Here is a 25933-nt window from a genome sequence, read left to right on the forward strand (position 1 = left end):
CAATCCAGAAAACCCCATAGCTCAGCAAGTGCAGACCGCGGGTTCCTGCATGAAAGGCTTTCGTACGCCTGACGGCACCCGAAACCCTCCACCATGCCGGTCGTTCTCACACCCGCTTTAGTTCCCGGAAGCAGTCAGTCTGCTATTCGAGCGGTCACGTCCGGAACGCGCCACCATATCGGTCGTATCGGCTCTCATCTCTCTTTACCGAAATCGGGCATAGCGATGCGGGAGCGTCATGTCTTTCGCGCGCCAAGTACGAGACAAACGTTGACCGGTGGCAGACCCTGGCCTCTGGCCCGAGTTGCACCGAAATTCGTAGATGGTGCAGGGCCACTGCCGTCATGCCACGATTGGAATAGCCTTGGCGGAGAGTGCGGCCAGCAGTTCACTGCCGAGATGGGACTTCATGAATTTTTCTGGCCCGACGAGGTAGTAGCCCCGCTCAGAGGTCAGCGGCTCGTGGTCAAGTTCGACAAGCAGGCCGCTTGACACCAGATCGTCGATGACGCCCCGCCATCCCAGAGCGATCCCGTGCCCTAACAGAGCCTCATGGATGGCAATGCCGTGATTGGACACCTCGATGCCTGGTGCAGTGCGAGTTGCGTGGGGAGCGCGGCGCGATTTCCAATCATTCCAGTTAAACCATCGCCTCTCCGGGTCGTCGAGATGGATCAGGGGCCCCTGCATGAACATGTCCCCTATCGACAGAGAAACGAGCTTGGTCGCGACGGAGGGGGCTGCAATCGGGACCACGGCTTCCGGGATCAGTAACCTGGCCTCCATCCCGCTCCAATGACCGTCACCGAAGAGGATTGCGCAGTCGACGCTGTCCATTGAAATATGCTGGTCGCGGTCGGCGGTAACCACCCTTACTGAGAGACCACCATCTCTGTTTTGTAGGTTCGCAAGTTTCGGCATCAGCCAGAACATCGCCAAGCCCGGATAGGTGCCAAGCGTCAGGCTGGGTCCATTCGCCCGCTCCCGCAATGATCGGGTAGCGGTCGCGATATCGGCAAGGGCGGATGCAATCCTTGCATGGTAAGCGAGAGCATCGGCGGTAGGCGTGGTGACCCCGCCATTCCTCTCGAACAGCGTGAGGCCGAGGTCATTCTCGAGCGCGTGTATCTGATGGCTGATTGCGGGCTGACCGACGTTCAACTCTCTCGCTGCGGCTGTGAACGTTCCCAACCGAATACATGCCTCGAATACCCGAAGCGCCTTGAGCGGAGGCAGATCACGCATAAACGTTCCTAGTGCGAAGGTAGTCGGACCATATCCTTACCATCGAAAAAAGTAATGGCGACATGATATTTTACGCCATATCTGAATCGTCCGTTTCGTGGCAGATTTTGGCATCGAGGAGACCGCTTCTTCTGCGGTGGAAATCTGGATTTGCTTGGTATGCCTGAGGATTTATTCGATTACATCGTCATCGGTGCTGGAACGGCAGGCTGCCTACTGGCCAATCGTCTGAGCCGCGATCCCACCATCCGTGTCCTGCTGCTCGAGGCCGGCAGGAAAGACAACTACCCCTGGATTCATATTCCCGTGGGCTACTTGTACTGCATCGGCAACCCAAGGACCGACTGGCTTTACAAAACCGAAGCGGACCCCGGCCTCAACGGCAGGTCGCTTCGATATCCGCGCGGCAAGACCCTCGGAGGATGTTCGTCGATCAACGGCATGATCTACATGCGCGGACAGGCCCGCGATTACGACGCCTGGGCGACGGCGACTGGAGACGACAGTTGGTCCTGGAACGCGGTGTTGCCAAAATTCAAGGCGCACGAAGACCATTATAGGATGGACGGCGGAGCCGACCCAGAGACGGGCGACAACAGCCACTTCTCGGACATGCATGGTCATGGCGGTGAATGGCGCATCGAGAAGCAAAGGCTCCGTTGGGACGTGCTCGAGGCCTTCGCCGAGGCGGCAGGCCAAGCGGGATTTCCCCGAACCGACGACTTCAACAGCGGCGACAACGAGGGTGTCGGCTATTTCGAGGTGAACCAGCGCTCCGGTTGGCGCTGGAATGCGTCGAAGGCGTTCCTGCGCCCGGCTAGAGCCCGCAAGAACCTGACGATCTTGACGGAGGCCCAGGTCGAAAAGCTGGTGATCGGCACCAATCCGAATGGCGGCAAGGTCTGCAAGGGAGTGATCCTGCACCACGCCGGTCGCCGGGTTGAATTTTCGGCTCGCCGCGAGGTCATCTTGTCCGCAGGTGCCGTCGGATCGCCTCAAGTTCTTCAAATGTCGGGCATCGGCCCGGCCGCTCTCCTGCAAAAGCATGGCATCGACATCGCGGTTGACCTGCCTGGTGTCGGTGAGAACCTCCAGGATCACCTGCAAATCCGGGCTGTCTACAAACTCAAGGGCGCACGCACGCTCAACACGATCGCGAACTCAATGATCGGGAAGGCGATGATCGGTCTCGAATATGCGATGAAGCGTACCGGACCGATGAGCATGTCGCCGTCGCAATTGGGCGCCTTCACCCGATCCGACCCAAGCCAGGCCCATGCCAATCTCGAATACCACGTCCAACCTCTCAGCCTCGATGCCTTCGGCGAACCCCTGCACGACTTTCCGGCATTGACCGCGAGCGTGTGCAATCTCAATCCGACCAGCCGCGGCAGTGTCAAAATCCGCTCCGGCCGGATGGAGGACGCACCGATGATCGCCCCCAACTATCTGGCGACGGCGGAGGACCGAAAGGTCGCGGTGGACAGTTTGAGACAGGTCCGCAAAATCGCCATCCAGCCTGCTCTGCGCAAGTACGAGCCGGAGGAATGGAAGCCGGGTCCCCAATTCCAGACAGACGACGAACTGGTGAAGCTCGCAGGCGACATCGCCAATACCATTTTCCACCCTGCGGGCACTGCCAAGATGGGATCGGACGCCGACCCCATGGCCGTGGTCGACAGTCGCCTGCGGGTGCGCGGGATCGGCGGCCTTCGCGTTGTCGATGCCAGCGTCATGCCGACTATCGTCAGCGGCAACACCAACTCGCCGACCCTCATGATCGCCGAGAAGGCAGCCGGGATGATCATCGAGGATGCGTGCCACGTCGCCGTGGTCTGAACCCCAAAACACATTTCTGGGAGAATACGACAATGCGTGAAGCTCTTCCTTTCCATGGGGTCAAGGTCGTCGACTTCGGGCAGTACATCGCGGGTCCGGCTGTCGCCATGATCCTCGGCGATCTCGGCGCGACCGTCATTCACATTGACCCGCCCGAAGGCCCTCTTTGGGACAGCCCGGCCAATGCGACGCTGAACCGCAACAAACTGCTTGTCGAACTCGACCTGAAAACCGACGGAGGCCGGACCGAGGCCTTGGCGCTGATCGCCGAAGCCGACATCGTCATCGAGAACTTCCGCCCCGGTGTCATGAAGCGCCTTGGCATCGACTTCGCCGCGCTGCGGCAGACACGTCCGGAACTCATCACGGTATCCATCCCCGGATTCGCTTCCAATGACGAACTGCGCCGCGAATGGAGGGCTTTCGAATCCGTCATCGCCGCGTCCTCCGGCGTGTTCACGGACATGGGACTGAACCGGGTGCTGATGGGGGTGAACCCATCCTTCTCGCCGCTGCCGCTCGCCTCTGCCTATGGCACGATGCTGGCCGTGTCTGCTGCGGCGCTCGCCCTCCAGGCCCGCGCGAAGACGGGCCTTGGCGATCAGATCGAAGTCCCTCTCGCCAGCGCCGTCATGGAGGGACTTTGCTATAATTCGATCAAGATAGACGACTATCCTCTGCGTTATCAGACGCAACGCGAACAGGAGATTGAGAGACGCCGCGGCGAAGGGTTGCCGATGGACGTCACATATGACGACCTCCAGGCATTCCTCGATCCCTTCTACCGCAGCTATCCATGCAAGGACGGCCGCAGCTTCTACGTCGTCTGCCCGAGCCATAAATTCCATGCCAAACGCTGCCTGCAGACGCTCGGCATCTACGGCGAGCTCGTTGCCGAGGGCCTTCGGGAAGAGCCGGATACTTATCTCCCGGCTTCGGAATGGTCATCGGACGTCTCGCTCGGCGTCTATCCACTCCCTAAATTCTGGGCGGACAAGATTTCCGAGCGGATGAAGGCCGTCTTCCTGACCCGGACGGCGAAGGAATGGGAACGCATTTTCGGCAAGGGGCAGTTTCCCGGCGCGCCGCACCGCTGGCTGCAGGAATGGATCAGCGACGACCATGCCGATATGGCGGGTCTGATGATCGAGGTGGACGATCCCATCTACGGTCGAATGATCCAGCCTGGGCCGATGGTCTGGCTCGAGGAAAGCGGCGAAGCCATGCTGGCTCCGACACCCCGACGGAAGGCCGACTTCGACGGGGCCCTGTCGACTTTGCGGGCGATGGGCTCCTCGCTTCCGAAGAGTGCCGCAGCGAGCGAGAAGACGTCAGGTTGGCTGGACGGGATCAGGGTTCTCGACCTCTGCAACGTCATCGCCGGCCCGCATTCGGTATCGTATCTCTCCCGTTTCGGAGCCGAGGTCATCAAGATCGATCCGGCGACACCACTGTTTGACTGCTGGAACACAGTCATCTTCGGAATGACCCATATGCGCGGCAAGAAGTCGGTGCTGCTCGACATCGGCTCGCCGGATGGAAGGAAGCTGTTCGAGCAACTTGTCCGCTCCGTCGACGTCGTCGTCTGGAATGCGACCGACCGCCAGGTGCAGTCGAAGGGTCTCGACGCAGAAGGCCTGAAGGAAATCAATCCCGATGCCATCTTCTGCCAGTTGGATTGCTTCGGCGGCGTGCGGAAGGGGCCGCGAACCAACTACCTTGGCTACGACGACCTCGTCCAGGCGGCGACCGGCATCATGCTCCGGTTCGGAGGCTCCATGAAGACGCCTGAGGAGCATGCCCACGTCGGCACGATCGACGTGATGTGTGGCTTCGGTGCAGCGCTCGGCGTGGCCGCCGCGCTCTACCAGAAGCAAATGACTGGCAAGGTGGGCCGTGCACGAACTTCCCTTTCGGCCTTGAGCGGGCTGGCGCAGATGCCGTTCTGCTTTGATTACCACGGCCGCGCACCCTTCGACGAGCCGTCGGGCCCTGCTGCCCGCGGATACCATGCGCTTCATCGCCTCTATAGGGCCGAGGATTGTTGGATCGTGATCGCCGCCTCGGAGAAGGACCTGCCGCGTTTCAAAGACGTCGAGAGTCTGGAGGGGATAGCCGCGATCGCCGAGCGCGAACGCGTCGAAGTCCTGAGCGCGATTATCGCGACGGCTCCGGCGAAACTATGGATGGAGCGCTTTCAAACGGCGGGCATCGGAGCCGCGATCTGCGACAACATCGAGGCGATCCGTGCCGCGACCTCTCGTCCGGCCGACGGCACGCCCGGCACCGATCGAGGCAGCTATTCCTTCTCCGTCTATGCCGATCACCCCAGTGGGCACACGGTGACACATCTCGACCCTCATGCGGTCCGGCCCGTCCAGGGCGTAATCTATGCGCGACCGCCCGCCGAAAAGTATGGCGCGTCGACCCGAGAAGTCGTCAAGGCTCTTGGCCTGACCGAAGCTGCCGTCGATGAACTCATCACTGGTCGAACGATCAGTGAAAGCTGGAGTGGAGAATACCTTCCGAGTTGAGCTTTATCTTCAAGCGCGTTTGTCGTTACCCAAGAGCTAGAGCGCGGCCGCTATGGCCCGATGACAGACGTGGGCACATCGGGGTGGCACGACCGCTTCCAACTATTTCGCGCCAGAAGCGGACATGCCGGTGACGGCCTCATTACTCGTCACCAGGCCAGAGCGGAAATCATTTCCGCTTCGCGCCCCGATGGCGGCCGTAGAGACCAACTTAGCCGCCGCCCGAAAGCAGACATCACTAGCGACAGAGCTGGACGGCTTGATAGCGCCAGCGGTGGACGGCAAGCGGCGTGCCGCTCGATAAGGGTGCGGATGCCGACGAGTGCATAGCGGGTGCCGACTTTGTCCTTGTCGAGCATATTCTCGACATTCACATCAAAGGCGCAATATTACCGAGCAAAAATCGCACCGGCCGTGACCAGCCTGACATCACGCGCTTCAATGCAGGACCTGAGACAGAAAATCTCGGAGCCTCGGTTCAGAAGGATGATCAAAGAACTCTGCGGGCGTGTTTTCCTCAACGATCCGGCCGTGATCCATGAAAATGACGCGATCGGCTACGGAGCGTGCGAATGCCATTTCATGCGTGACACAGACCATCGTCATTCCATCTGATGCGAGTTCTCCCATGACCTCGAGCACTTCCTTGACCATCTCTGGATCGAGCGCAGATGTTGGCTCATCGAAAAGCATAATCTTCGGGCGCATCGAGAGACTTCGCGCAATTGCGACGCGCTGCTGCTGGCCGCCCGAAAGCTGGCCTGGGTATTTTCTGGCCTGATCGGCGATCCGCACGCGTGTCAGCAATTCCATGGCAACGGATTCCGCCTCGTCCTGAGGCTTGCGGGACACGAGTGTTTGCGCCAGGGTGCAATTCTCCAGCACCGTCAGATGCGGAAACAGGTTGAATTGCTGGAAGACCATGCCGACCGACTGACGGATCCGGGCGATGTTTCGCACATCATCGTTCAGTTCGACACCGAGAACGTGGATGCTTCCCGCCTGATGCTCCTCCAGATGATTGATGCAACGGATCATCGTGGACTTGCCCGAACCCGATGGGCCGCAAACGACGAGCTTTTCGCCGTTTCGCACCGTCAGATTGATGTCTTTCAGAACATGGAAATCGCTGTAGTACTTTTCCACGTTCCGCAGCGTGATCGCCGTTTCCAGCATGTTTATTCCCCTTTTTGATTATGATGAGACATCTTACGCGTGGTCGCTATTCCCGACCTTTGGAGAAAATGTAGGCACGCTCAAGGGTCTTGCTCCATTTGCCCATGGCAAAGCAGAAGACGAAGTAGATCACCGCAATGAACACATAGACCTCGATGAAATGCGTCCGCCAGACGGGATCGGCAAGCGCCTGACGCGCGGTCATCAGCAATTCGCTGATCGATACGATCGCCACGAGCGATGTATCCTTCAGAACGGTGACGAACGTGTTGATCGTCGGTGCGATGACCATCGACAGGGCCTGGGGAAGAACGACTTTCACATAGGTTTCGAACCTGGAGATGCCGAGCGCCTCGCATGCCTCGTACTGCCCCTTTGAAACGGTCTGCATGCCCGCCCTGACAATTTCGGCGAGATAGGATGCCGTAAACAGAATGATCGCCACCTGCGCGCGGACCATCGCACTGATATTCCAGCCGGACGGCAACAACAGTGGAAGAATGAAGGTTGCCATGAACAGGACCGTGATCAGCGGCACGCCCCTGACGGCCTCGATATAGGATGTGGCAACCCAGCGGATGACGGGCTTGGAAGACAGCCGGCCGCAGGCGAGGAGAATTCCCAGCGGGAACGCACAGCCGATGCCGAACACCGACAGCATGATGGTGATCGGCAGACCACCCCATTGGCTGGAAGGGACGCTGGGCAGACCGAGGACACCACCGCCCATCAGTGTGAGGAACGCGAGCGGCGCGGCGATCCAGGTCAACAACAATGCCTTGTTCCAGAAACGCGGCATCGCCGTCGCAATGGCTGTGCCGAGAAGCAGGGCGGAGGCGAGAGCAGGGCGCCAGAGTTCCGCCGCCGGATATCGCCCGAAAATGATCAGCGCGCCTTTCTCCGAGATAACGGGCCAGCATGCCCCCGAAGCATTGTTGCAAGCGTCCGGGCCTGGATTTCCCCAAACGGCATCCAGTACAGCCCAGCGGAATAGCGGATAGAGGGCAAGTGCGACCACGCCGACGACCAGGATGGTGACGAGACGGTTGCCCACTGAGACTTTGGTTTTGTTGTGCATACCCGACCTCATCTTGTGCGAAGTGCCATCTTCTTGTTGTAGATGTTCATCAGAGCGGAGATCGTCAGGCTCAGCGCCAGATAGACGGCCATCATGATGGCGACGCATTCTATGGCCCGTCCCGTAATGTTCAGGGTCGTGTTTCCGATCGACACGAAGTCCGGATATCCGATCGCAACGCCCAGCGAACTGTTCTTGACGAGATTGAGATACTGGCTGGTCAGAGGGGGAATGATCACTCTGGCCGCCTGCGGAACGACGACATGTCTCATCGTCTGGCCGGGTGTCAGGCCAAATGAACTTCCGGGGAGCTGGACGAAGCTCGCGGATGACATCAAGAAGTCGGTCTCCGGCGAGAAGCATGGCGTGTCCGGCGATACGCTCAACGAGACCTATGGAAACTACGGCAAACTCAAGTCCGATGGGTCGATCACCATCGAGCCGCCCAAATCGGGCGACAGGCTGACGGTCGGTTCGATCGTTCCGGTACGCCAGAGCGACCTTACCGTCGAGGAGGAGACGGTGCGCGCCGCGCGGGTGCTCGCCAAGCAGTATGCCGGCCCGTTCGCCGTTCTGGACGAGCGCGGGGCCGAGGAAGCGGAGATCGTTGACCCGCAGGAGCGGTTCGACTCGGTTATCAAGGCTACCGAGGCGGAGCGCGCCTACGCCGCCCAGACATTCGAGCGGATCAGGAAGATCGTCAACGGCGAGATACCTGACGAGGAGATCCCCAAGACGCCGCCGAAGCGGCCGGAGCTTGTCCCTCCCGCGGAGATTGTCGTCGCTCCGCCGGTGAGAAAAGAAAATCAGAGCGACGCGGAAATAGCGCATGAAGTGCGTCGGGCGACCCAGGACTACGGCGCATGGCTCCAGCGTCGGCCGAACCCCGGCGGCAAAGCCGTCGATCAGGAAAAAATGAATCCGGGGAAGGAGGAAACGGAAGACGAGGTCGTCGCTTCGCCCGAGGTCGCGCCATTTCCGGTTTATTCGGACAAGGAAGAGGAGGCCTTCCAAAGGATCCGCGGCGTCTTCTTTGCGCTCCAAGGTGATCCGATCCTCTCTCGCCTTTTCTGCCTGACATTTGATTTCGAGGTCGATGCCGGCGCCTTGCCGAATGGTGACTATCATCTGGCGATCGGGGACGAGACCGGTGCAGCGTCTGGCATTTCGGTGGCGACGGCCGCGGCGAGGACCGAGACCGGCTTCTGGCCGCTCTCGGTTTTTGCTGCGCAGAACAGCCATTCGCCCAAGAAGTATCTGCCCGATCTGGTGGAGCAGAAAGACGGATTGTGGAAGATAATTCCATCGGCCGACGGAAAACCGCGCTTCGAGCTTTCCTCGCTCGACGTACGCCGATCGGTCGCGTCGAAGACACTGGGCCGCGACAGGGGTGAGGCGCACCAGACCGGTGGCTTTTCGATCCTTGACCGCGGTCGCGTGGAGCAGATCGCGCGCGACATGGCGCTCGCCGAATTCAATCGAACCAAGGAGCAAGCGGCCGTACGCATCCTCCATGCCGAGGAACTCACGATCGGGCGGCGCCTCGACGTTGGCGTCGTTAAAGGCGGACAGATAGTCTGGCGTAGCCTGATGCACCGCTATGTCAACTACAGGTTCGGCAAGAACGACGTGGCCGTGGAGGCGGTTCTGGGTGCGCTCACGGAGGATCGGCTCGAAAGCAAGACGAAAGGTCTTCTCGAGGAAACCTCGTTTCAGGTCGCCGCCAGGATCATGCCCAAGCCAAGGGCTGAGGGGGAGGCAACGCAAAGTTACGAGGCCGTTGCAGAAGAGGCGATCTTTCTCTGGGACGGGACACCGGTCAGCGTGCTCACCGATCGCGGGGGCGACGAAACAAAATCGACGCCGAGCGCGCTTCCCTTCGTGCGCGAGCTCGATTTGCCGGGTTGGGCGATGGACGAGGCGAAGTATCGTCCGCCTCCGCTCCGGTTCGGCGTTCCCTATGTCTTCCGGTTTAGATCGACCTTCATTGGCGGAGGCTCGCCGGAGCCCGAGGCTGTCAGCGACGAGGAGACCATCATCCCGACACAGCCGTCTGGGGCCAGCGCCCGCGTCGGGCGCCGTTTTCTGCGCCACGATTCGATCGCCAGCCCGGTCCTACTCCTGCCTCGACACCTTGCTTCCAAGCCGCACGGTCCGATGGGGTTCGAACCGCTCGGAGAGGCAATAATCCGGTCATGGAACAGCGAAAGCTCCGACCTGTTCGACATTTACAAGCCGGAGATTATCAAGCCGGCCTATGTTGAAGGAAGCGATCGGACCAAGCCTGCCTCGACCACTCGGGTCTTCGTTCCGCCCGAATCCGCGCTCGACCTAGTGACACGCCATGGCAAACTCGACACCGAAAAGCCCGCAGACATCCGCAAGGGAGGTCTGCTCGACGTTGCCTACACTCCGCGCGAAAACCACGGTAGATCCGTTGCGAACAGCGAGCTGAATCCCGTCCCCAGCGGGTTCCCGGTCGCCGTCAGTACGAGGCTCGACGCGCTCGACCCAGACGGCGTGATCTACCAGCGCACGATCATCAATGATCCGGGAAAGCGCGGCGCGCCTGTCTTCGATCCGAGCGGTGTGAATACGACCACAGAGGGCCAGGTGGGCTACCTTCCGGACCCCGCTGTCGAAACGTACTGCCTCCGGGCAAAAGTCAGGGACGGCGACCGTTATCTCGCAGGCCACATCTCTGTGAAGCTGTACGATGGCACGACCTATCCCCACGCTCTGCCGCTGGTCGTAAAGATTGTGCGCCACGAGAAGCGGGTTCGTGTTCCCCCTTCGGCGACAATCAAAGATCTACACCGGGCTTCCAAGCTGACCACGATCGACGCGGACGGAAACATTCCTGCCGCGAAGGGCAAGAAAGGCGCGCGCGTGCAACTCGTCGAACTCGCGCTATGTCGGGGCGAGGACTTCACGTTGGAGGTGAGTTGCCTGCCCGGCGAAGTCGAGTTCGAGAAACGTTTTTCCTTACCCGAGACGATGGCGATGCAATTGCAGCGCGCATTCAAGGAGCCCGACTCCAAAGCGCGGCTTATTGCGATGGGCGGAACTGCGCTTGGCGACGCTTGTGCCGACGCAACGCTCAAGGACCATACAGGTGTAGGCGGCGGCCTCGTGCCGGACGAGAGTTTCCGCTACAACGTCGCCTCGAAGCTGATCGATTCGATGCGAGAGGACTGGCCGATCGAGGAGATCGCGGCGGTGGCGTCATTACGAATTTGTCATGCCGTGAACAAGCCGTCGGCCGATGCCATTGTCTGGACATCAACCGGGGAGATGACAAAAGCCATCCGACCGTTGAGCCTCACAGAGACAAAGGTCAAGGTGTCTCCGCCCGACAATGAGGAGGGGGCAATCGAACTTGGGCTCGACGGCACGATCGAAGTCGATCTCGATCTCGTCGAAGCATTCCAGATCGTCGCGACCGCAGTGGGAACCGACGGCTTTCAGATCGACTCGATCGACCGCGGGCGCAGTATGATCTCAAAACGGTCCGGCCGCTGGCCGACGCGTATTCGCGAGGACGGATGCGAAGTCTACGAACGCTCCGCCGATGTCGTCGGGTTCAAGGTCGATCCCGAAGGCGTCGCGACCCTACGGCGCGAACCGGTCACATTGCTGGCGGTGTCCAATCTTCCGTCCACTAAAGCGATCGGTCCCGACCTGTTCCGGTTCGAGGCTGAAAAGGTCGAAAACAAGTACAAGAAAATCGTCCGCGTTCGGCCGAAGACAGTTGATTGGGAAAAAACCGGATCGCTCATCTTCAAGCCAGCCGACAAAGGGCGCACGGAGATATCGCTCTGGCCGTTGTTTGCCGCGGCGATGGCCAATTCGAAGGTCGAACAGTGGGTCGCCTTGCCCCAACGCGGCGTGGACCGGACTAACCGTATCAAGCAACTGCAGGTGCAGCGTCCCTACACGTTCGCCGACACGCTGGCGCGCAAACTGAAGCTCGACCTCGTGCTCGTGTCGCGGGGGGCCTCGTCCTTTGAGACGGCTCCGAGTTATGTGGCGGGCAAGGAACAGGCGCTATTTCGCCGTCAGTCGCTGAAGCGAGAAGATCAGGCCATGAGGGCCGCAGCGTCCATCGAAGTATGGATGCCCTCGACGAAGCGCCCGGCCGCGCCGGACGTGAGACGACCGGAACCGTCGTTCGTCTTCACCCGAGATCTGAAGGAGGTGAACGGCAGCGATGCGGTCACGCACGTCGTCGAGCGCCATGCCCGAACGCGGCTCTATCTTGGTCGGGGCTGGTTCGATTCGGGGGAAGACGAGCGTCTCGGCGTCGTACTCTGGCCGCCGCACTATGACACGCTCGAATGGACCGAGCTTGAAAACAATGTAGTGCGCCTCTACGGCCGGAAATTGAACCTCGAGGGGTTCGACGACCGCGATCTCGGCGCGGGAGGGGCCTTCGCCACCCGCTGGGGCGGAGACCCTATTCGTAAGGATGACACGGCCCAGGAAAGCTATTTCATTCCTCCCGACGCGTTCCATGACGTTCCGGAACTGCGACCGGCGAAGGACAAGAAAACGTCGAGGCGAGAGCCTGCCAATTCAACCGGAGTGTCCACCAATCCGCACGCGCCCGTTTTCGTACGGAGCGCTTTGATGCCTATTCCGAAAGCGCCGACAGCCCAAACCGTCAAGGAGCGACAGTTTCTGCCGGTATCGCTGATCACCTATAAACCCTGCTTCGATCTCGACCGCGAGGAATGGTACGTCGACGTCGACTTACGAGCAACCCGCGCGTCCGAACCATTTGTTCGTTTCGGACTCGTTCGGTATCAGGAACATTCCATCCTCGAGAGTTTGAAAACATCAGAGCCCGTTTCGGTCCAGATTCAGCTTCTACCTGCGCGGACGGTCGAGGTTTGTGTCGAGAAAGTAAAGTCAGATCCCGATGTGCCCGGCTCCGTGGGCGGGATTTGGGTGACGCTGAAGGTGAGCGGCCGCGCTTCGAGTGGCATCAAGGAATATCAATTTGACAAGCTGCCAAAACCGGACCCGTTGCCGAAGGATTGGGCGCCGGAAAAGGCGTTTGGGGACCTGCGCCTTCCGAAAATCCGTGCGAGCGTTTTCCACGAGGCCGGGGAGGGCAACGCGCTCGTTCGATTGCCGGTCGCGGTCGAGGATTGGAAGTCAACGCGGCCCGGCGACATCCTGCCGCTCGAGATGGCTCCCCCGACTTTGGACAATAATCCGGGGATGACATGGAAGCAGAGCTTCAGCCTGACGGGGGCCGCGCTGAGGGGGCTTGGGGCCGGGCGGGTGGTGGTATATCTCGAGGAATTCGATCTACGAATGCCTGCTTCCTATCGCGAGGAACCAGTGAAGATTGAAACGATGTTCGACAAGTCAACATTCGTCGAGTCCGGACCTCGCTTCAGCGCCCGCGTGCCGTTCCTTGAATTGAAGTAGACGTGCTGAGCGTTGTTGCAGTCAGTCGGCTATGGGCTTAGTCATGCTCGACGCGACAAGAGCGCCGCCGCTGCGCTGGCTGGGTACGAAGTCTTCAAGAGCCAACAGGCAGGACATGTTGTTGATGAAGGTAGACTGAAGGGAATGTTGTTTTTAGCCTGCCTTGGCCATCGCCTAGGACGCTAAGGTCAACTGTGATTGGAGGAGTAGATGCGCAGTCTTGTTCTAAAGCTGGCAGCAGCACTGATAGTTTGTGTTTCCGTAATACCATCCATCGCTGCCGAGAAGAAATATATAGATAAGAAGGTCCGCTCTGAAAACCACGAATACGCTGTCTCGATTGCGGCGCAGGGCGGCGACCTCGGCCACGCCTTTGTAATCTGGAACAAGGGCGACAGCGCAGCGATGATGACAACTCAGCAGGTTGTCGGATTCTATCCGCAAGCCGACAAGTCGAAATATGAAGCTGTATTCGGGTTGTCGCCGGGACAGATATTCGACGACGCCGGGGAGAAACCAGACTATGTTGTCATCGTTTCGGTAAACTCGGATGCTTACGAGGCGGCAAGGGCGGTGTTCGAAAAATGGAAGACGTCTGGGAACTAAATGTTAGGCTTCAGTGACTGCACCACTTTTGCTGCGGAAATCGGTGCCGCAATTGGCCTGAACATGCCAAGCCGCGTTTTCGCGCCGTACCCAATTGAGTACATCAAGGCGATCGCAGATAAGAATTGATCGCAGCGTAAGGCCGATGACCCAACGCATGGCACATCACGAAAAAATAGGGCTAGTTAAGTGGGTTCGCCACTCGGAAGTGGCCTCCGCTGTTAAAAATGGTCTCCGCCAGCAAGCCTTCCGGTATAATGGCAGAACATAATATCGCGGTACGCTCATGACCACGCTGTTGGCCGCTTCTCCGAGATGACGCTTGTCGTACCCCAAGACGGTCATCCACTGCAAGCGGGTCGACGCCCGCTACTGGCGCGACAATGCCACAGAACGATCGCCGCTGAAACAGGGTCCCCAGCCAGCTTTCGCGCGGCTACGGGTAGCGTTTCGATCTTGGTAAATCACAGAACGCTTTGCCGCGAATTGTCGGTAACTAGCTGCAAAGACTATGCTTTTCGTCGTGAGGATTAGTGGTAAAAAGGTGTGGTATGAAGGTCCAAAAATAGCCTTTCTGGGGACCTTGGATTCTCACATGAATTCAACAGCTTAGAAGAAAAGCCTTGAAATTCCCTCTGTTTTCCCATCGCGAACGACCGTGGATGCCACCTTTGTGCCCTGGCTTTGGGCATCAGTCAATACGGGTCTGAAACGGAAATAACTTCCGCTGTCCGACCTCACGTTTGCGACGAGGCGGTCCATATGGCTCTCGGCAGCTTTGCGCCAGAAGGTGACATCATAAAACTTGCGATGGCTGGATGGACCGACCGAAGTTGATGCCGCCTTCAAGATGCGTCCTGGACGAGACCGACGCGCCCTCGTCTTCACGAACATGGCAATGCACAGTCTCGGCGGATGCTGGGACGACATCGAAGATCCTCTGGTCGACAGCAGGAGGAAGGTCAACGTCGCCTTCTTCAGGATGATCCTACGCGGAGCAGTGGGGGCCGTCCTTGAACTGAGGGATCAGGAGAGAAGATGGCCTTCAGAAACAAAAGAGGCGCGGTGTTGGCCGCGCCACTCTTCTTTAGATGTCGTCTTTGCCGCACAGGATGATGACCCCTGGGCCAGATACTTTCCTCATTTCACACATCCTTTCAGCTTCGCTTCGAACTCGGTTGATGCCGGGTAGAAGACCATATCATGGAAGATGTCGGCAACCTTGCCTAGTCGGATCTCCCATTCGTTCGTATTATCCTTGCGCGTGATCTTCCAGAGGCCGAGGTCGGCCATAACCGGGAACAGCTTGTTGCGGACGCGCCAGCCGCCGCTTTTGTAGTTGAATCGCTTCGCAAGGCTCGCAAGAGATACGGCAATATTCTCTCCCGGGAAAGCATCGTGAATGCGCAGCAGCTCGTTGTGGAAAGCAGCCGTCTTGTAGGTGATGGCGTGCTCAAGGTTAGGCCAGTGCTTTGCATCGATCTTGCTGGCCAATATTAGCTCGCTGAACATGTGCCGAAGTCCATTCTCGAAGATGACGAGGTGGATTGCATCCGGGCGAGCATGTTCCAGCCGCTTAGTGGTCGCGGGTGGCATGTCAGGGAACCATGGCCCGTTCTGCTCCGCGCCGTCGGAATCATAATGCTTCTTGTTCCTCCTCAAGAACGTGAGCGTATCCTTGCAGGCCCTCTGCACGGCCGCGACCATTTTCGGATCGTCCCACTTCAGAATGGCAAGCCTGCAATCCTCTGCGATCTTGTCAGCAAGATCCTGCGATTTCGTTCCTGGCATCGTGTGGCCTCTCGTTGAACACGCACTTTGTACCATTCATCGCATGCCCCGGAGGTGTTCATGTTGCACACCTCCGGCTCGGGACGCGTCCGAGGAGCCTTAGAAATGGGGTCTGTAGCGGTTCATTTTCAGAACCCCGCCACTGGTTTTTCCTTTCGACCAGCAGCCCGCATGAAGCGATCTGCACGAAAGAGACCGAACGAAAGGAAACCAGCATGACCCGCATTCTCACCCTCGCGGCTGCAGCCGCCCTTGCCGCCGCCGCCCTCAGCTCGGCCGCCTCCGCTCAGGAGAACACCGAGTTCCGCGCTGGCGTGAAGTGCGACTGGGGCTTCTCGAACTGCAACGTTCGCGGCGGCGCGTCCTACTCCAACACCCAGACCCACGGCAGCCACACCGAGACGAACAAGCTCGACTTCAACGCCGACAAGTATGGCCCGAGCCTTGACGGTAGCCACAATAACCGCAAGGAGGACGAGCAGCCCCGGGGCAACTAATCACGAAGAGCGAGGGGGCGAACGCCGCCCCCTCGTGTCGTCGTACTATTCCGGCCATAGGCTCACGCCAAAAAGTGGCAGTCGAATGCACCGATCATGATTCCGGAGGAGCCTCTGCTTGGGTCACGCCGTAAATATGCATTAGAGCGATGGTTTCAAGCTTGTCGATTGGCATCTTTTCAGCGCCACCTGTAATGGAGCGAATCTGATCAGTGGAAAGATTGCTGCCTCGTGCATACATCGCCTCATGCATGTCTTGGGAGTTAAAGCCCAGTTCCGCAATGATGTCGGGTGTAGGCGTGCCAGTCTGGCCGGCGCCGAACAACTTGTTCCGTGCGTCTATCACCGCTTTCCGAAAGTCTTCATCGTTTTCAAGTCTTTCCAAAAACTCAATTGCTTTCTCTTTTGACATTCACGACTCCCTCTTCACTTGTTCATTTGATCGGAGCGCCAATACACTTGCAATTACTTTCTCTCTCGCCTGATCGCCCGAGACCAACTTAATTAGCTCGCCCCGTAGGTCGTCTTCGCCTTGGAAAGCTACATCCTTCATCCACTGTGCAAGCGGCCGGAATGTCAACCTTGGATAAAACCTCGTGTGGATTTCCAGGAGCTCATTCAAAGAAAGATCATCGATGTCAGTCTGACTATTTCTTGGCGTAAGGGTTCTAAAGTCTCGATTTGAAGACATCTTCTTCTTGAATTCAATGTACCTGTTCTCAAGCGTAATGTAATCTAGCGTAGGTTGAGTGTGCTCGCAAGCGCCAGCTATCGAGGCTTGCCAATCATAGAGTTTGCGGCAAACAGCGTTCTCGCGCATCAATCGGTTAAAGTCTTTGGCCCCGATATCATTTTCGCTCAGCCAGCCCTCGAATTTTACTTCTTCTATTATAGAAAACCTTTCACGAAAGTTGCATTCCTCGTCTACGATTTCATCTTCCGATGGCTCGATAGCCATCATCTTGCCTAGTAACAGAGCGAGAGACCGATTTAAGGCGTTAGCCAACGTGGGCTCGAAATTCTCATGCGCTAGTGAAATAAATTTGGCTACTTCCCTTCGTCGAAACCCATCGTTAGTAATCCTGTCTTGCTGATCGACTACGTTCATCGAGTGCGTCTTATGAAATTCAAAGCCGACAGGGGCCTCTCGAATAGATCGAACCATCTCGCTTGCAACTTGGAGCGCTTCAACTGCATCAAGGCGCTTCTGATCTATAAAATTCCCGTTGAAAACCCTATTAAAAGTTTCGGTCTCATAACCGAGACTTTCTACTTCTTGGTGAAGACGGCTCCTTGTTCTTTCGGAGAAATGTATGCCGTGTAATCGCTCACGAAGGACAAGTTTTTGTTCTGAAGTGATATCCCCCTTTCGCTCAGCCGCGTCCAATGTAGCTCGCAAATTGACCATCGGGATTGTAACTTGAGGGTAGCCTAGTCCGGCTGGACCGTACGTCAGCGCAACCTCGTCATCTGCATTGATAACTCCATCACGGTAATCCTCGAAAATTCTCCCCGCTCCAATCATCCCGAGCGTATGCAACTCCGCTGCACGTAGAGCGCCCATGCTGCTGGCCCCAATTACGCGAACTCCGTGAGCCAGAGCATAGAGTATTTCTTTATGCCAGACGCTAAGCGACTGATGGAATTCACCGTCGATCAGCACGATTACGGCGGGGCGCGATGTCCGAACCGCACTGTAAATATCCGCCTGTTTCGCGGGTGGCGCATAGTCTGCATCAAAGAGCTCGCGGGCAGCACTCAACGACAAGGTAGGTCCTAAGAAAACTAGCGATCGTCGCGTATTCACCCGTGGTTTCCTCCTGCCTGAGAATGAAACAGAGTACTTTTTAGTCCGGAGGAGTTTCCTTCACTTCGCGAAAGGTTGCGAGTTAATGAGAGAGCTCTCCTACGTGGTCGGTAGCCACTGCCGGGGTACCCTTCCAGCCCGGGAACGATTACTTTTACAAAGGTCTGCTCGCAGTCGAACATTTTTAGTTCGACCACTATGACCTGTGTCACGTTAACTTCTTGAAGCAAATGTAGTGCTGAGTTCAAGTCTTTATGGATATAATTACTTATAGACTCTGGGTGCGGGTGGAATTGCAACATTTGTTGATCATCGATTGCTGCAATTGATCTTCGGTAATCGGCCTTGGCAACGCGTTCTAAGGCGAAATGAAATACATCGTCCCGCGCACCTGCAATCACCACGGCACGACCTTGGCATGCTTCTGTAATGGCCCGGAGCATCGCCATTTCGTTTGATAGATGGGTGCCAAAACCCTCCACAATTTGGCCGACACCGCGTGCATCGTTTAAGATGGCAGCTCGAAAGGTCGGGACTTTCGTATCGCTTGTGCAATCGAATAGCGCTAACCTTGCCCCAGACCTTTCAATGCGTGACTTGAGACGCTGAACAGATTCATACGGAACGGTCGCAACGTTTATCTTTCCTACCAACGATCCGGATATCTCTGAACGGATTTTATGGAGAGCTATTGCATCACGCTCGATTGTTTCGAGAAGACCTGAAAGCACAGCCTCCACGATATCGTTTCCGGATGCCAACCCGTTAGAATCGGTGACAAACGCAGCGATACTTGGAAATCGAACCTCCGTGAGATTAGGAGCCATCAGTGCGGCCTGGATTGGAACAGCAACCTCCTGTTGGTTCACAATATCCCAGCCGAGAGTCCAAGTTTCGGGCCAACGAGCGTTGAAAGCCTCTCCGCTCCTAAGCGGCAACTCCTCTGTCCTTAGACAGTTGTGGGCCTGAGTTAGTTCAGAGTAGGTGCAGTAGATGTAATCTAGCTTCGCGAATTCAGCGTGATGAAGCTCCAATGACTCCATTGCGCCCGATGTCATTGCCGTGACAAGATCAACACCTTTCCCTGAGGAAACCGCTATTGTTCTGCTTGTCGGCCGAATTGCAAGAGTAACAGGAACGCCAATCTTGTCCAATCCTGTTATATCCGCGAGGCGAGTTACTCCCGCCGCAATGAGCAATTCTTTTATCTCACTCAAGGTTTCGCTTGGCGGTTTTGATCGTTGGCTCCCATGAGACTTTTGACTAAAATATCGATTTCCTTTGAAAAGAAATCCACTACCCGTATCCAAATGTTCATTCATGGATAGCCTTCGTTGATTTATGCAATCTTTGGCAGGAAGCGCGGTTATCAACATACTAACGTGCGGCGAATTGTCGACCCTTTCCACGGGGTAGTTCCAAAGGCATTTTTGCTCGAGGATGCTCGGCACAAACATCTGCTTGGATTTGACGATGTCGCGCATCTCCTAGCATCTGCGACAGTTCGACCGCACTTGAATTTGAAAGGGAATTTCTATCGCGAAAGTCTGTCGCAAGAATCAGAGTTTCGCGGCCGATTTTTGCGACGCGAATGACCGCTTAGGGCAAAAAGCGGACCCCGCTGCCAAACATCAAAGTATTCTGTAAGATGACCACTTGCGCCCTCATAACGGTCGTTCGAGCGTCCTGGACTGGCGCATGAAAGCATCCGTCCGTTTATGTGTCGCCCATCCTGGCGGCAGCCGTGCGGAAAACTGTAAGTTCCGACACGCGCCAATGGTGGCGAAAGGAACCCTCGAATGATCCAGATTCCCTATCTCGCCCCCTGATCGCTGGACCGGCGCGCGAACGTGAACTCCAGCGCCTCGGCCCGATCAACCCCCGTCAGCGTCAGGTCGCTGCGGACCCGCACATCTAAGTTGGCGAGCGGGTCGAAGATGAAGCGCACGCGAAGCTCGCCGGCACCATCCTCCAAGCCGGTGACGACCGCCAGGAAGAAGTCGGGATCGTGTCTCGCCGCCGCGACCTCGCTCGCGGTCAGCGTGACGTCGGTCGGCAGCGCCCCCCCCCGAACTCATCTTGATCTCGTAGCACTGGCGAAGCTCGTCGATGGCGTCGACGCCCAAGCCGCGAACCGCGCGCAGGTCGTTGAACCTCGCCACGTCAAGCTGGAGCGCACGCCGCACCGCATCCAACGCCATGCGCTCGCGATCCGAGGTGGGAGGAAGGACGGTGCGCGGCGTCGAGGCTTCCGCGCCGCCGCCGCCCGGCTGGAAACGACGCTCCTTCGCCTTCCGCGCCTTGGCGAATACCAGGTCCCCGGTCGGCGTCGCGCCAGCGTTCACGATGACGCCCGCAGAAGGCTCGAGCTCGCCCAGCTCCCGTAGCTTGCGCACCTGGACGGTCGGCTTCGGCGCGGCCTTGCCCGCCTCCTGCTTAGGGCTGGATACTTGGGCACCATCGTGATGATGTGACGTGATTTGAGATGAGGCGTGGCACGATGTCGGCAACTCACATCAAGTCTCCGGCAACCTGAAACAAATTGCGCTCATTTGATTCTGCCCCCCGGATTCTTTGATTCGGAACTCGAATAAGGTGATTCACCAACGCCGTTCGCGGCCGAACAATTCATCATGACGTGAGATGACGTGCCCGCAACTCGAAACAAATTGCGGTCATTTGATTCATAGTTCTGCGCCGCCGATTCAAAGGTCGATATTTCCGATTCGGCCAAACAAGGCTTGTGCCGGTGGGCCGGTCCCCTACCATTGAGGAGGTTGAGGATCTGGAGGAAGCAGCATGACCCTGAAGATAGCCAGGCAGCGACAGAAGGCGCTTCGCGACGCCAACAGAAGGGCGAAGCGGCCTGACAGGGATGACGTGGCCCGGGTGGCGCTGTTCTGGCTGATCCGGCGGGCGATCGACAAGGGGCAGCAGATGGAGCTTGAGAAGTTCCAGAACAAGATCGTCTCGATGCTGACGGATCAGGGGTTTGATGAGCGCGAATGCGACGTAGTGTTCGACGATCTTGTCGCCAAGTACCGGACGGGCGGCTCGCCGTTTCGTAGGAAAATCCACCTGATCTATCCCGACGGCGCCGACCAGGAGGTCTGAGCGCATCCGGGTCCACTTGTTGTTACCGGATCTGCTTGCTCGACGAGGCCGATCAACGCCTAACGGCGCTTGATGCAATGATAACTTCTCCCCCCATTACTTCCTAAAACGCCGTTTGATTCTGAATCGGATTTCTGGAGAAATAGACGGCTCCAATCCTTCTTTAATCCACTTCGCTTAGCTCGGCCGGCCCCTCGCATAGAGGGTCCGAGTAACGAACATGATTAAGTGAAATGACCAAGCTAACTGCAATCAAAGCCTTCCAACGTAAGATCGACGCCTATTGCGAACTGCGTCTCTCGACCATCTTCTCCGGCGACGAAGCCGAAGCCCTCAAAGCCTATATGCGGCGACTTATCGAGCGAAGGTGCGGGCCGCCCCGGATGGAGGGCCGCACTGAATGGAATGTCGTTGCCCGCATGACCGGGATCGACGCTCGATCGCTTGCATCGCATCACCGTTTGATCGACCCCGGGTTTGATGCCATCGTCCGGTGGAGCAGGGACGGTGAGAAAACTCCGGGAGAGACGAAAGAAGGCCCTCGCAAGCCCAAAGGCCCGACGGTGACAAACAAGGTCGGCGCCGAGAATGGGAAATTGACAATAAATTCCACGCCTTCCGAGACTGCGCGTTCTCAGGTTGCCTCCGCGGTGCATAAGCCTGGCGTGAAAGTCGAGTTTCCGGAACCTCTGTTTCGCGAGTGGGATGACCCCGCCGATTTCGCCGAAGCACTCCTGCTCCACATGCGTCGCCACGGTGAGACCTACTGGGTTCTCTATCGATCGGTCGTGCGGGCTGACGAGCCCATGGACAAGAATACGCTGCTGAGTTGGATTGAAGGCCGGCGCGTGCCGCGAAGCACAGACAGCTTCGATATCCTTGGTCGTATCGAGCGCCGTTACCGTCTCTCGGAAGGCTATTTCGAGGCGAAGCTGCCGCATCAGTCGCGATCGGCGTGCGGGTTCAATCTATCGGGTATCGAGCCTGCGGAGCGACGCAGGATCGCGTGGCATCTACCAAATGACTTCAATTCGCTTCCGTTCGCCAAGCGCGAGGAGATTCTGGATTGGGTCCGTCGCGTGATCATCAGCGGGTCGACGGATTACCGCAAATTTCAGGCTGCCGCGGCGAAGCAGCGCTACGCCATCCGCTTTCCCGGCGTATCCTACGGCGGACGTGCGCCACGCGATGGAAAGATCACTGTACCGGCGAACTACGAGGAAACGTGGATCGAGGATCCCGATCTGCTGTCGGGCGTCATCGATGCGCCACCAGCGCTTGCCATGGAAATGGCCGACCTGGTCCGCTTCAAAACAACGGCACTGACATCGATCGGCTTTCAGCGCAACGGTGTCTGGGGCGAGGAAACCGCCTCCCAGAAGATCGAGCATCTCGGCTTGATGTTCGGCGCACTTGCGGCGTCAAAGGCGGGAGAGATCAAGGGGTATGGGGTGCCGCTGCGTCAACTGACCTTTGGGCTGCTTATCTTTCCGGGTGTCTGGGATTGGTATCTGCAATGGCGCGAAAGCCGCCGGGGCTTCTATACGGCGTGGGAAGTCGATATGCTGCGGATCGCCCTGGCAATCACCAAGGAAGGCACAGGATGGCTTCGACAGCATCCGGAACTCCTAGGGCGTGTCCAACCTATTGCCGGTCTCGTCTCGCAGAATGAGATCGACTACGCCCGTGAGGATTGGCACGGAGCCTGCGACGATTTCCACAAACACGCAGCCCACCGGGTCAAAGAGATACAGCGTATCGCCCGTGTCCATCGCGATCCCTTCGAACCGATCATGCCGGTCCTCGAAGCTGACAGTCCGGTCGGCGAATATCGGAAGATCACCGAGGAGATCATCAGGCTGATGCCTGATGAGGAGCGCTATCCGCGTCCGGCCGCGGAAGCAGTTCGCTCGTTCCTAATGCTCCGCCTGGGACTGCATCTCGGACTTCGCCAGAAAAACCTTCGGCAATTGATGCTATGCCCACGCGGACAGATGCCACGCCCGGAACGCGTGCTTGAAAAACTCAAGCGTGGAGAGCTCCGTTGGAGTGATCGTGACGGTGGCTGGGAGGCGCTGATTCCAGCGGTGGCTTTCAAAAATGCCCACTCGTCGTTTTTCGGAGACAAGCCGTTTCGGCTGCTTCTGCCGGATCTGCTCGACCTCTACCGTTACATTGATGACTACGTCGATCGCCATCGCTCCACGCTTCTCAAGGGAGTTGCCGATCCCGGAACATTCTTTGTGAAGACCGTCAAGACGACAAGCACCGATGCAGCATACGACGTCACGACCTTTTACGAGGCATGGCGGCTCACCATCCAACGCTATGGAATCTACAATCCATACACCGGGCGAGGAGCGATCAAGGGCCTGCTGCCCCATGGCCCGCATAACGTTCGGGATGTGCTGGCGACCCATATCCTGAAGCAGACCGGTTCATACGAACAGGCTAGCTACGCATCCAGGATACGGCGGACATGGTGGCCAAACACTACGGCCGTTTCCTTCCACAGGACAAGGCGGCACTGGCCGCACGCATTCTCAATCAGGTTTGGGAAGCCGCCTAGTAGTTCTGAGCAAGCCAAGGCGGAAATCATTTCCGCTTTGGTCGCTTACTTCTTGCCTTCACGTGCCCATGGCGGCGGTTGCTTGTTCTCGATCCATGGGAGGAGTTGCAAAGGCTTCCGTTCGACGATCGAAGTGATGATAGGGTAGTGCTGCAAAGCGCTCCGCATCAGGGGAAGACCGGCCGGGTTGGTGTATCGCGTGTTGGTTTCGCTGCCTTCGCTCAGCCGACCGGAGATGTCGTCGATAACTTCAGTCGGGACGCCGGCCTGCTTCAGGGTATCTGCCATACCATGGCGAAGGGCATGAATGGATCGCTCCCACATTTTTTCCCCAAGGGCGCCGCGCATCACGGGGATGAAGGTGTCGTAGAAACGATTGCCCGGATCGTTCTCCGTCTTATCCGAGAAAAGATCCGGGAAGAGCGCTTCGTATCCAAGTCCCTTGATTGCCTGATAGTAGTCGAGGAAGCCCAATCGAACCATTTCGTCGGGCATGGGTAGCAGCCGTTTTGATTGTGCGGTCTTCAACCGCCTGATGCCATTCGTGCGAAGGAGGATGACATACCCGTCTTCGTCCTTTGCAATGTCGTCCACTGCGAGGCCAGCGAACTCTTTGCGTCTAGGGCCCAGGTAGGTGAACAGGATCGGCAGATAATAAAGCGAATCGTGGAAGACATGCTTGCCCGGTTTCCGCCGTTTTCCCCGCAGATGATCCTGCGAGCCCGTATAGATCGGACTTGAGAAAATCGGAGCGATGTCTTGAGGCTTCGGTTTGTACTGCTGGTGACGGATGTCTCCGGCTTTGGGCTTTCTCGGGCGTAGACCCTCGAACGTCCAATTCTCGATTTCGAACCCGTGGCCTTTCAGATGCTTCAGGAAGTGTTGCAGGTTTCCGAAGTGCTTGCGGATTGTCGTGGAGGCCAGACCGACCTTCGCCTTGGTTCCCACAGCGTCAGCCGCCTTGCGCAGTTTCTCGCCTTCTGCTCGAAGTTCCGGCGCTGACATGACGCGCATCTTGCTGCTTCGGCCCCAGTTGGTCGGAATGTCGTTGAAGTGCTGACGCAGCAGGCCAATGTGATACTGCTCGATCTGTCCGGAATGCTCTACATCATGTTCCATGAGTACGGATTTGAACATCCGAACCAGTGCCATCGCATCTCGGCCGGTTTCCGTTGTCCATTCTTCGCCCATGTTGGCGATGAGCTTCTCGCATGCTTGCTCAAAATCTGCGACGGCTACAACCCTCTGGCTTGCTTTAGCTGCTGCCGTCTTGGCGTTCGGTACCACGCGCGGTGAGAGGTCGAGGTAGGCAATTTCCTCTGGCTCCGGGATATCAGTTGCAGTCGGTGCCGGCTGGCTCTTCTTGGCCAGCCCCAATGAAAAAGCGGCGCCGGGTTCGACCTCGACAGGCTTCTCCTCGACCACGGACTTGTTCGCTCTGCCGCCACCTGTGAATTCGCTTGAGGTTCGGTCGACGAGTTCGTGTCGATCGTCGATGTCGAGGAGGGCTGCGGCACGGCCTTCGAACATTTTCGACATCGCCCGTTCACGATTGACGGCGGTGTCGTCAACATCGAATTGATAGATCAACCGCCGGATCCCGTCCTCGAAGCCGGCGCTGCGTGCAATCGTGAGCTCGGCAAGATAGTTTGCCCGGATGGCGTCGACATGCGAGGCAGGCACGCCGTTCTTCAGCAGGTAGGCGAGCCCGGGGCAGTCGCCATCGAAGCTGAGGTCCGAGCGGGTCCCGAATTTCGCCAGGAGCTGACAGGCCCAGCCAGCCTCGAGATCGAGTTCCATCTCGACGACGTCGCCACCCCGCCCATTGCGCTTGGCCATAGTGCTGATGTCATCGAGCCTCTCGAGCTCTTGGTCCCGCACGTGCTCTAACAGGATCTGGAGCGGCTTCTTGGCGGTCATCACGTCCTTCGAATTCATCTTCAGTTCGGCCAGCCGCGTATTGAGCTTCCGGCCGATGATCTGAGCCTTTCTATGGTCGGAACAATGAAGGCTGAGTGAAAGTCGGCTGCCTGGCCGACAGTGGATGAAGGCGGCCGGGATGCGCGGCCGCCAGTAGAAGATGTTTCCGCGGCGGATGAGATTCTCGACCTCGTGGCGCACAGCCATGACGAACAGACCCTGTATCGAGCCTCAAGGTTCGACCGCGCCGAATTCGGCTGGGCATCAGTTCTGGGCATCAGGTCGCCAATGATGCCAAAACGATATCCGGCACGACTG

The 25933-nt window shown here is 57.9% G+C and carries 15 protein-coding genes and 2 pseudogenes; 8 read left to right on the forward strand and 9 right to left on the reverse strand.

Going from position 1 to position 25933, the window contains the following annotated elements; all coding sequences use genetic code 11:
* Nucleotides 1-342 precede the first annotated feature (342 nt).
* The gene (locus tag J2Z75_RS14155) at nucleotides 343-1245 is read right to left on the reverse strand and encodes a LysR family transcriptional regulator (RefSeq protein WP_209853410.1); all 903 of its coding nucleotides are present in this window, start codon (nucleotides 1243-1245) and stop codon (nucleotides 343-345) included.
* A gap of 159 nt (nucleotides 1246-1404) precedes the next feature.
* Here J2Z75_RS14155 and J2Z75_RS14160 point away from each other — a divergent pair, with 159 nt between their 5' ends.
* Together J2Z75_RS14160 and J2Z75_RS14165 are read left to right on the forward strand one after the other, a co-directional pair.
* Nucleotides 1405-3084, forward strand: coding sequence for a GMC family oxidoreductase (locus J2Z75_RS14160; protein ID WP_209853412.1), 1680 nt, complete (start codon nucleotides 1405-1407; stop codon nucleotides 3082-3084).
* A gap of 32 nt (nucleotides 3085-3116) precedes the next feature.
* On the forward strand, nucleotides 3117-5618 hold the full coding sequence (locus tag J2Z75_RS14165; RefSeq protein WP_209853413.1) for a CoA transferase: 2502 nt from the start codon (nucleotides 3117-3119) through the stop codon (nucleotides 5616-5618).
* A 438-nt stretch (nucleotides 5619-6056) separates the two neighbouring features.
* Here J2Z75_RS14165 and J2Z75_RS14170 read toward each other — a convergent pair whose 3' ends face one another.
* From J2Z75_RS14170 to J2Z75_RS14180, 3 genes and pseudogenes are all read right to left on the reverse strand, one after another.
* Nucleotides 6057-6794 (reverse strand): amino acid ABC transporter ATP-binding protein, encoded by a 738-nt coding sequence (locus J2Z75_RS14170; RefSeq protein ID WP_209853415.1) that lies wholly within the window; start codon nucleotides 6792-6794, stop codon nucleotides 6057-6059.
* Nucleotides 6795-6840: 46 nt separating this feature from the next.
* Nucleotides 6841-7872, reverse strand: a complete 1032-nt coding sequence (locus J2Z75_RS14175; protein ID WP_209853417.1) for an amino acid ABC transporter permease — start codon at nucleotides 7870-7872, stop codon at nucleotides 6841-6843.
* A gap of 8 nt (nucleotides 7873-7880) precedes the next feature.
* Nucleotides 7881-8165: pseudogene (locus J2Z75_RS14180) on the reverse strand (ABC transporter permease subunit); the annotation flags it as partial.
* On the opposite strand from J2Z75_RS14180, the gene J2Z75_RS14185 reads away from it, so the two are divergent.
* Complete coding sequence (locus J2Z75_RS14185; RefSeq protein ID WP_209853899.1) at nucleotides 8104-13311, forward strand: hypothetical protein; 5208 nt, start codon at nucleotides 8104-8106, stop codon at nucleotides 13309-13311. The pseudogene J2Z75_RS14180 and the gene J2Z75_RS14185 sit on opposite strands and share 62 nt — an antisense overlap.
* 210 nt (nucleotides 13312-13521) lie before the next feature.
* Entirely contained in the window at nucleotides 13522-13917 is a 396-nt protein-coding gene (locus J2Z75_RS14190; RefSeq protein WP_209853421.1) for a hypothetical protein, read from the forward strand.
* A 1140-nt stretch (nucleotides 13918-15057) separates the two neighbouring features.
* On the opposite strand, the gene J2Z75_RS14195 is transcribed toward J2Z75_RS14190, so the two are convergent.
* On the reverse strand, nucleotides 15058-15708 hold the full coding sequence (locus tag J2Z75_RS14195; protein WP_209853423.1) for a hypothetical protein: 651 nt from the start codon (nucleotides 15706-15708) through the stop codon (nucleotides 15058-15060).
* A gap of 215 nt (nucleotides 15709-15923) precedes the next feature.
* Between J2Z75_RS14195 and J2Z75_RS14200 the strand changes: the two genes are divergently transcribed.
* A complete protein-coding gene (locus tag J2Z75_RS14200; protein WP_209853425.1) occupies nucleotides 15924-16205 on the forward strand; it encodes a hypothetical protein in 282 nt (93 codons plus the stop codon).
* 94 nt (nucleotides 16206-16299) lie between these two features.
* Here the strand turns inward: J2Z75_RS14200 and J2Z75_RS14205 are convergent, their stop codons facing one another.
* Genes J2Z75_RS14205 through J2Z75_RS14215 form a run of 3 tightly spaced genes read right to left on the reverse strand, consistent with a single transcriptional unit; the run spans nucleotide 16300 to nucleotide 19496 of the window.
* Nucleotides 16300-16617, reverse strand: coding sequence for a hypothetical protein (locus J2Z75_RS14205; protein ID WP_209853428.1), 318 nt, complete (start codon nucleotides 16615-16617; stop codon nucleotides 16300-16302).
* On the reverse strand, nucleotides 16618-17967 hold the full coding sequence (locus J2Z75_RS14210; protein WP_234937351.1) for a TfuA-like protein: 1350 nt from the start codon (nucleotides 17965-17967) through the stop codon (nucleotides 16618-16620).
* 41 nt (nucleotides 17968-18008) lie between these two features.
* A complete protein-coding gene (locus J2Z75_RS14215) occupies nucleotides 18009-19496 on the reverse strand; it encodes a YcaO-like family protein (protein ID WP_209853432.1) in 1488 nt (495 codons plus the stop codon).
* A 453-nt stretch (nucleotides 19497-19949) separates the two neighbouring features.
* On the opposite strand from J2Z75_RS14215, the gene J2Z75_RS14220 reads away from it, so the two are divergent.
* The 3 genes and pseudogenes from J2Z75_RS14220 to J2Z75_RS14230 all read left to right on the forward strand — a co-directional run bounded on the left by J2Z75_RS14220 (nucleotide 19950) and on the right by J2Z75_RS14230 (nucleotide 23695).
* Nucleotides 19950-20399 (forward strand): hypothetical protein, encoded by a 450-nt coding sequence (locus tag J2Z75_RS14220; protein WP_209853434.1) that lies wholly within the window; start codon nucleotides 19950-19952, stop codon nucleotides 20397-20399.
* Nucleotides 20400-20811: 412 nt separating this feature from the next.
* Nucleotides 20812-21126, forward strand: coding sequence for a hypothetical protein (locus tag J2Z75_RS14225; protein ID WP_209853436.1), 315 nt, complete (start codon nucleotides 20812-20814; stop codon nucleotides 21124-21126).
* 233 nt (nucleotides 21127-21359) lie between these two features.
* Nucleotides 21360-23695, forward strand: a pseudogene (locus J2Z75_RS14230) (hypothetical protein).
* A 45-nt stretch (nucleotides 23696-23740) separates the two neighbouring features.
* On the opposite strand, the gene J2Z75_RS14235 reads toward J2Z75_RS14230, so the two are convergent.
* Nucleotides 23741-25822 (reverse strand): site-specific integrase, encoded by a 2082-nt coding sequence (locus tag J2Z75_RS14235; protein WP_209853437.1) that lies wholly within the window; start codon nucleotides 25820-25822, stop codon nucleotides 23741-23743.
* Nucleotides 25823-25933 lie beyond the last annotated feature (111 nt).

The organism is Rhizobium herbae (assembly GCF_017873135.1).
Lineage (GTDB): Bacteria > Pseudomonadota > Alphaproteobacteria > Rhizobiales > Rhizobiaceae > Pararhizobium > Pararhizobium herbae.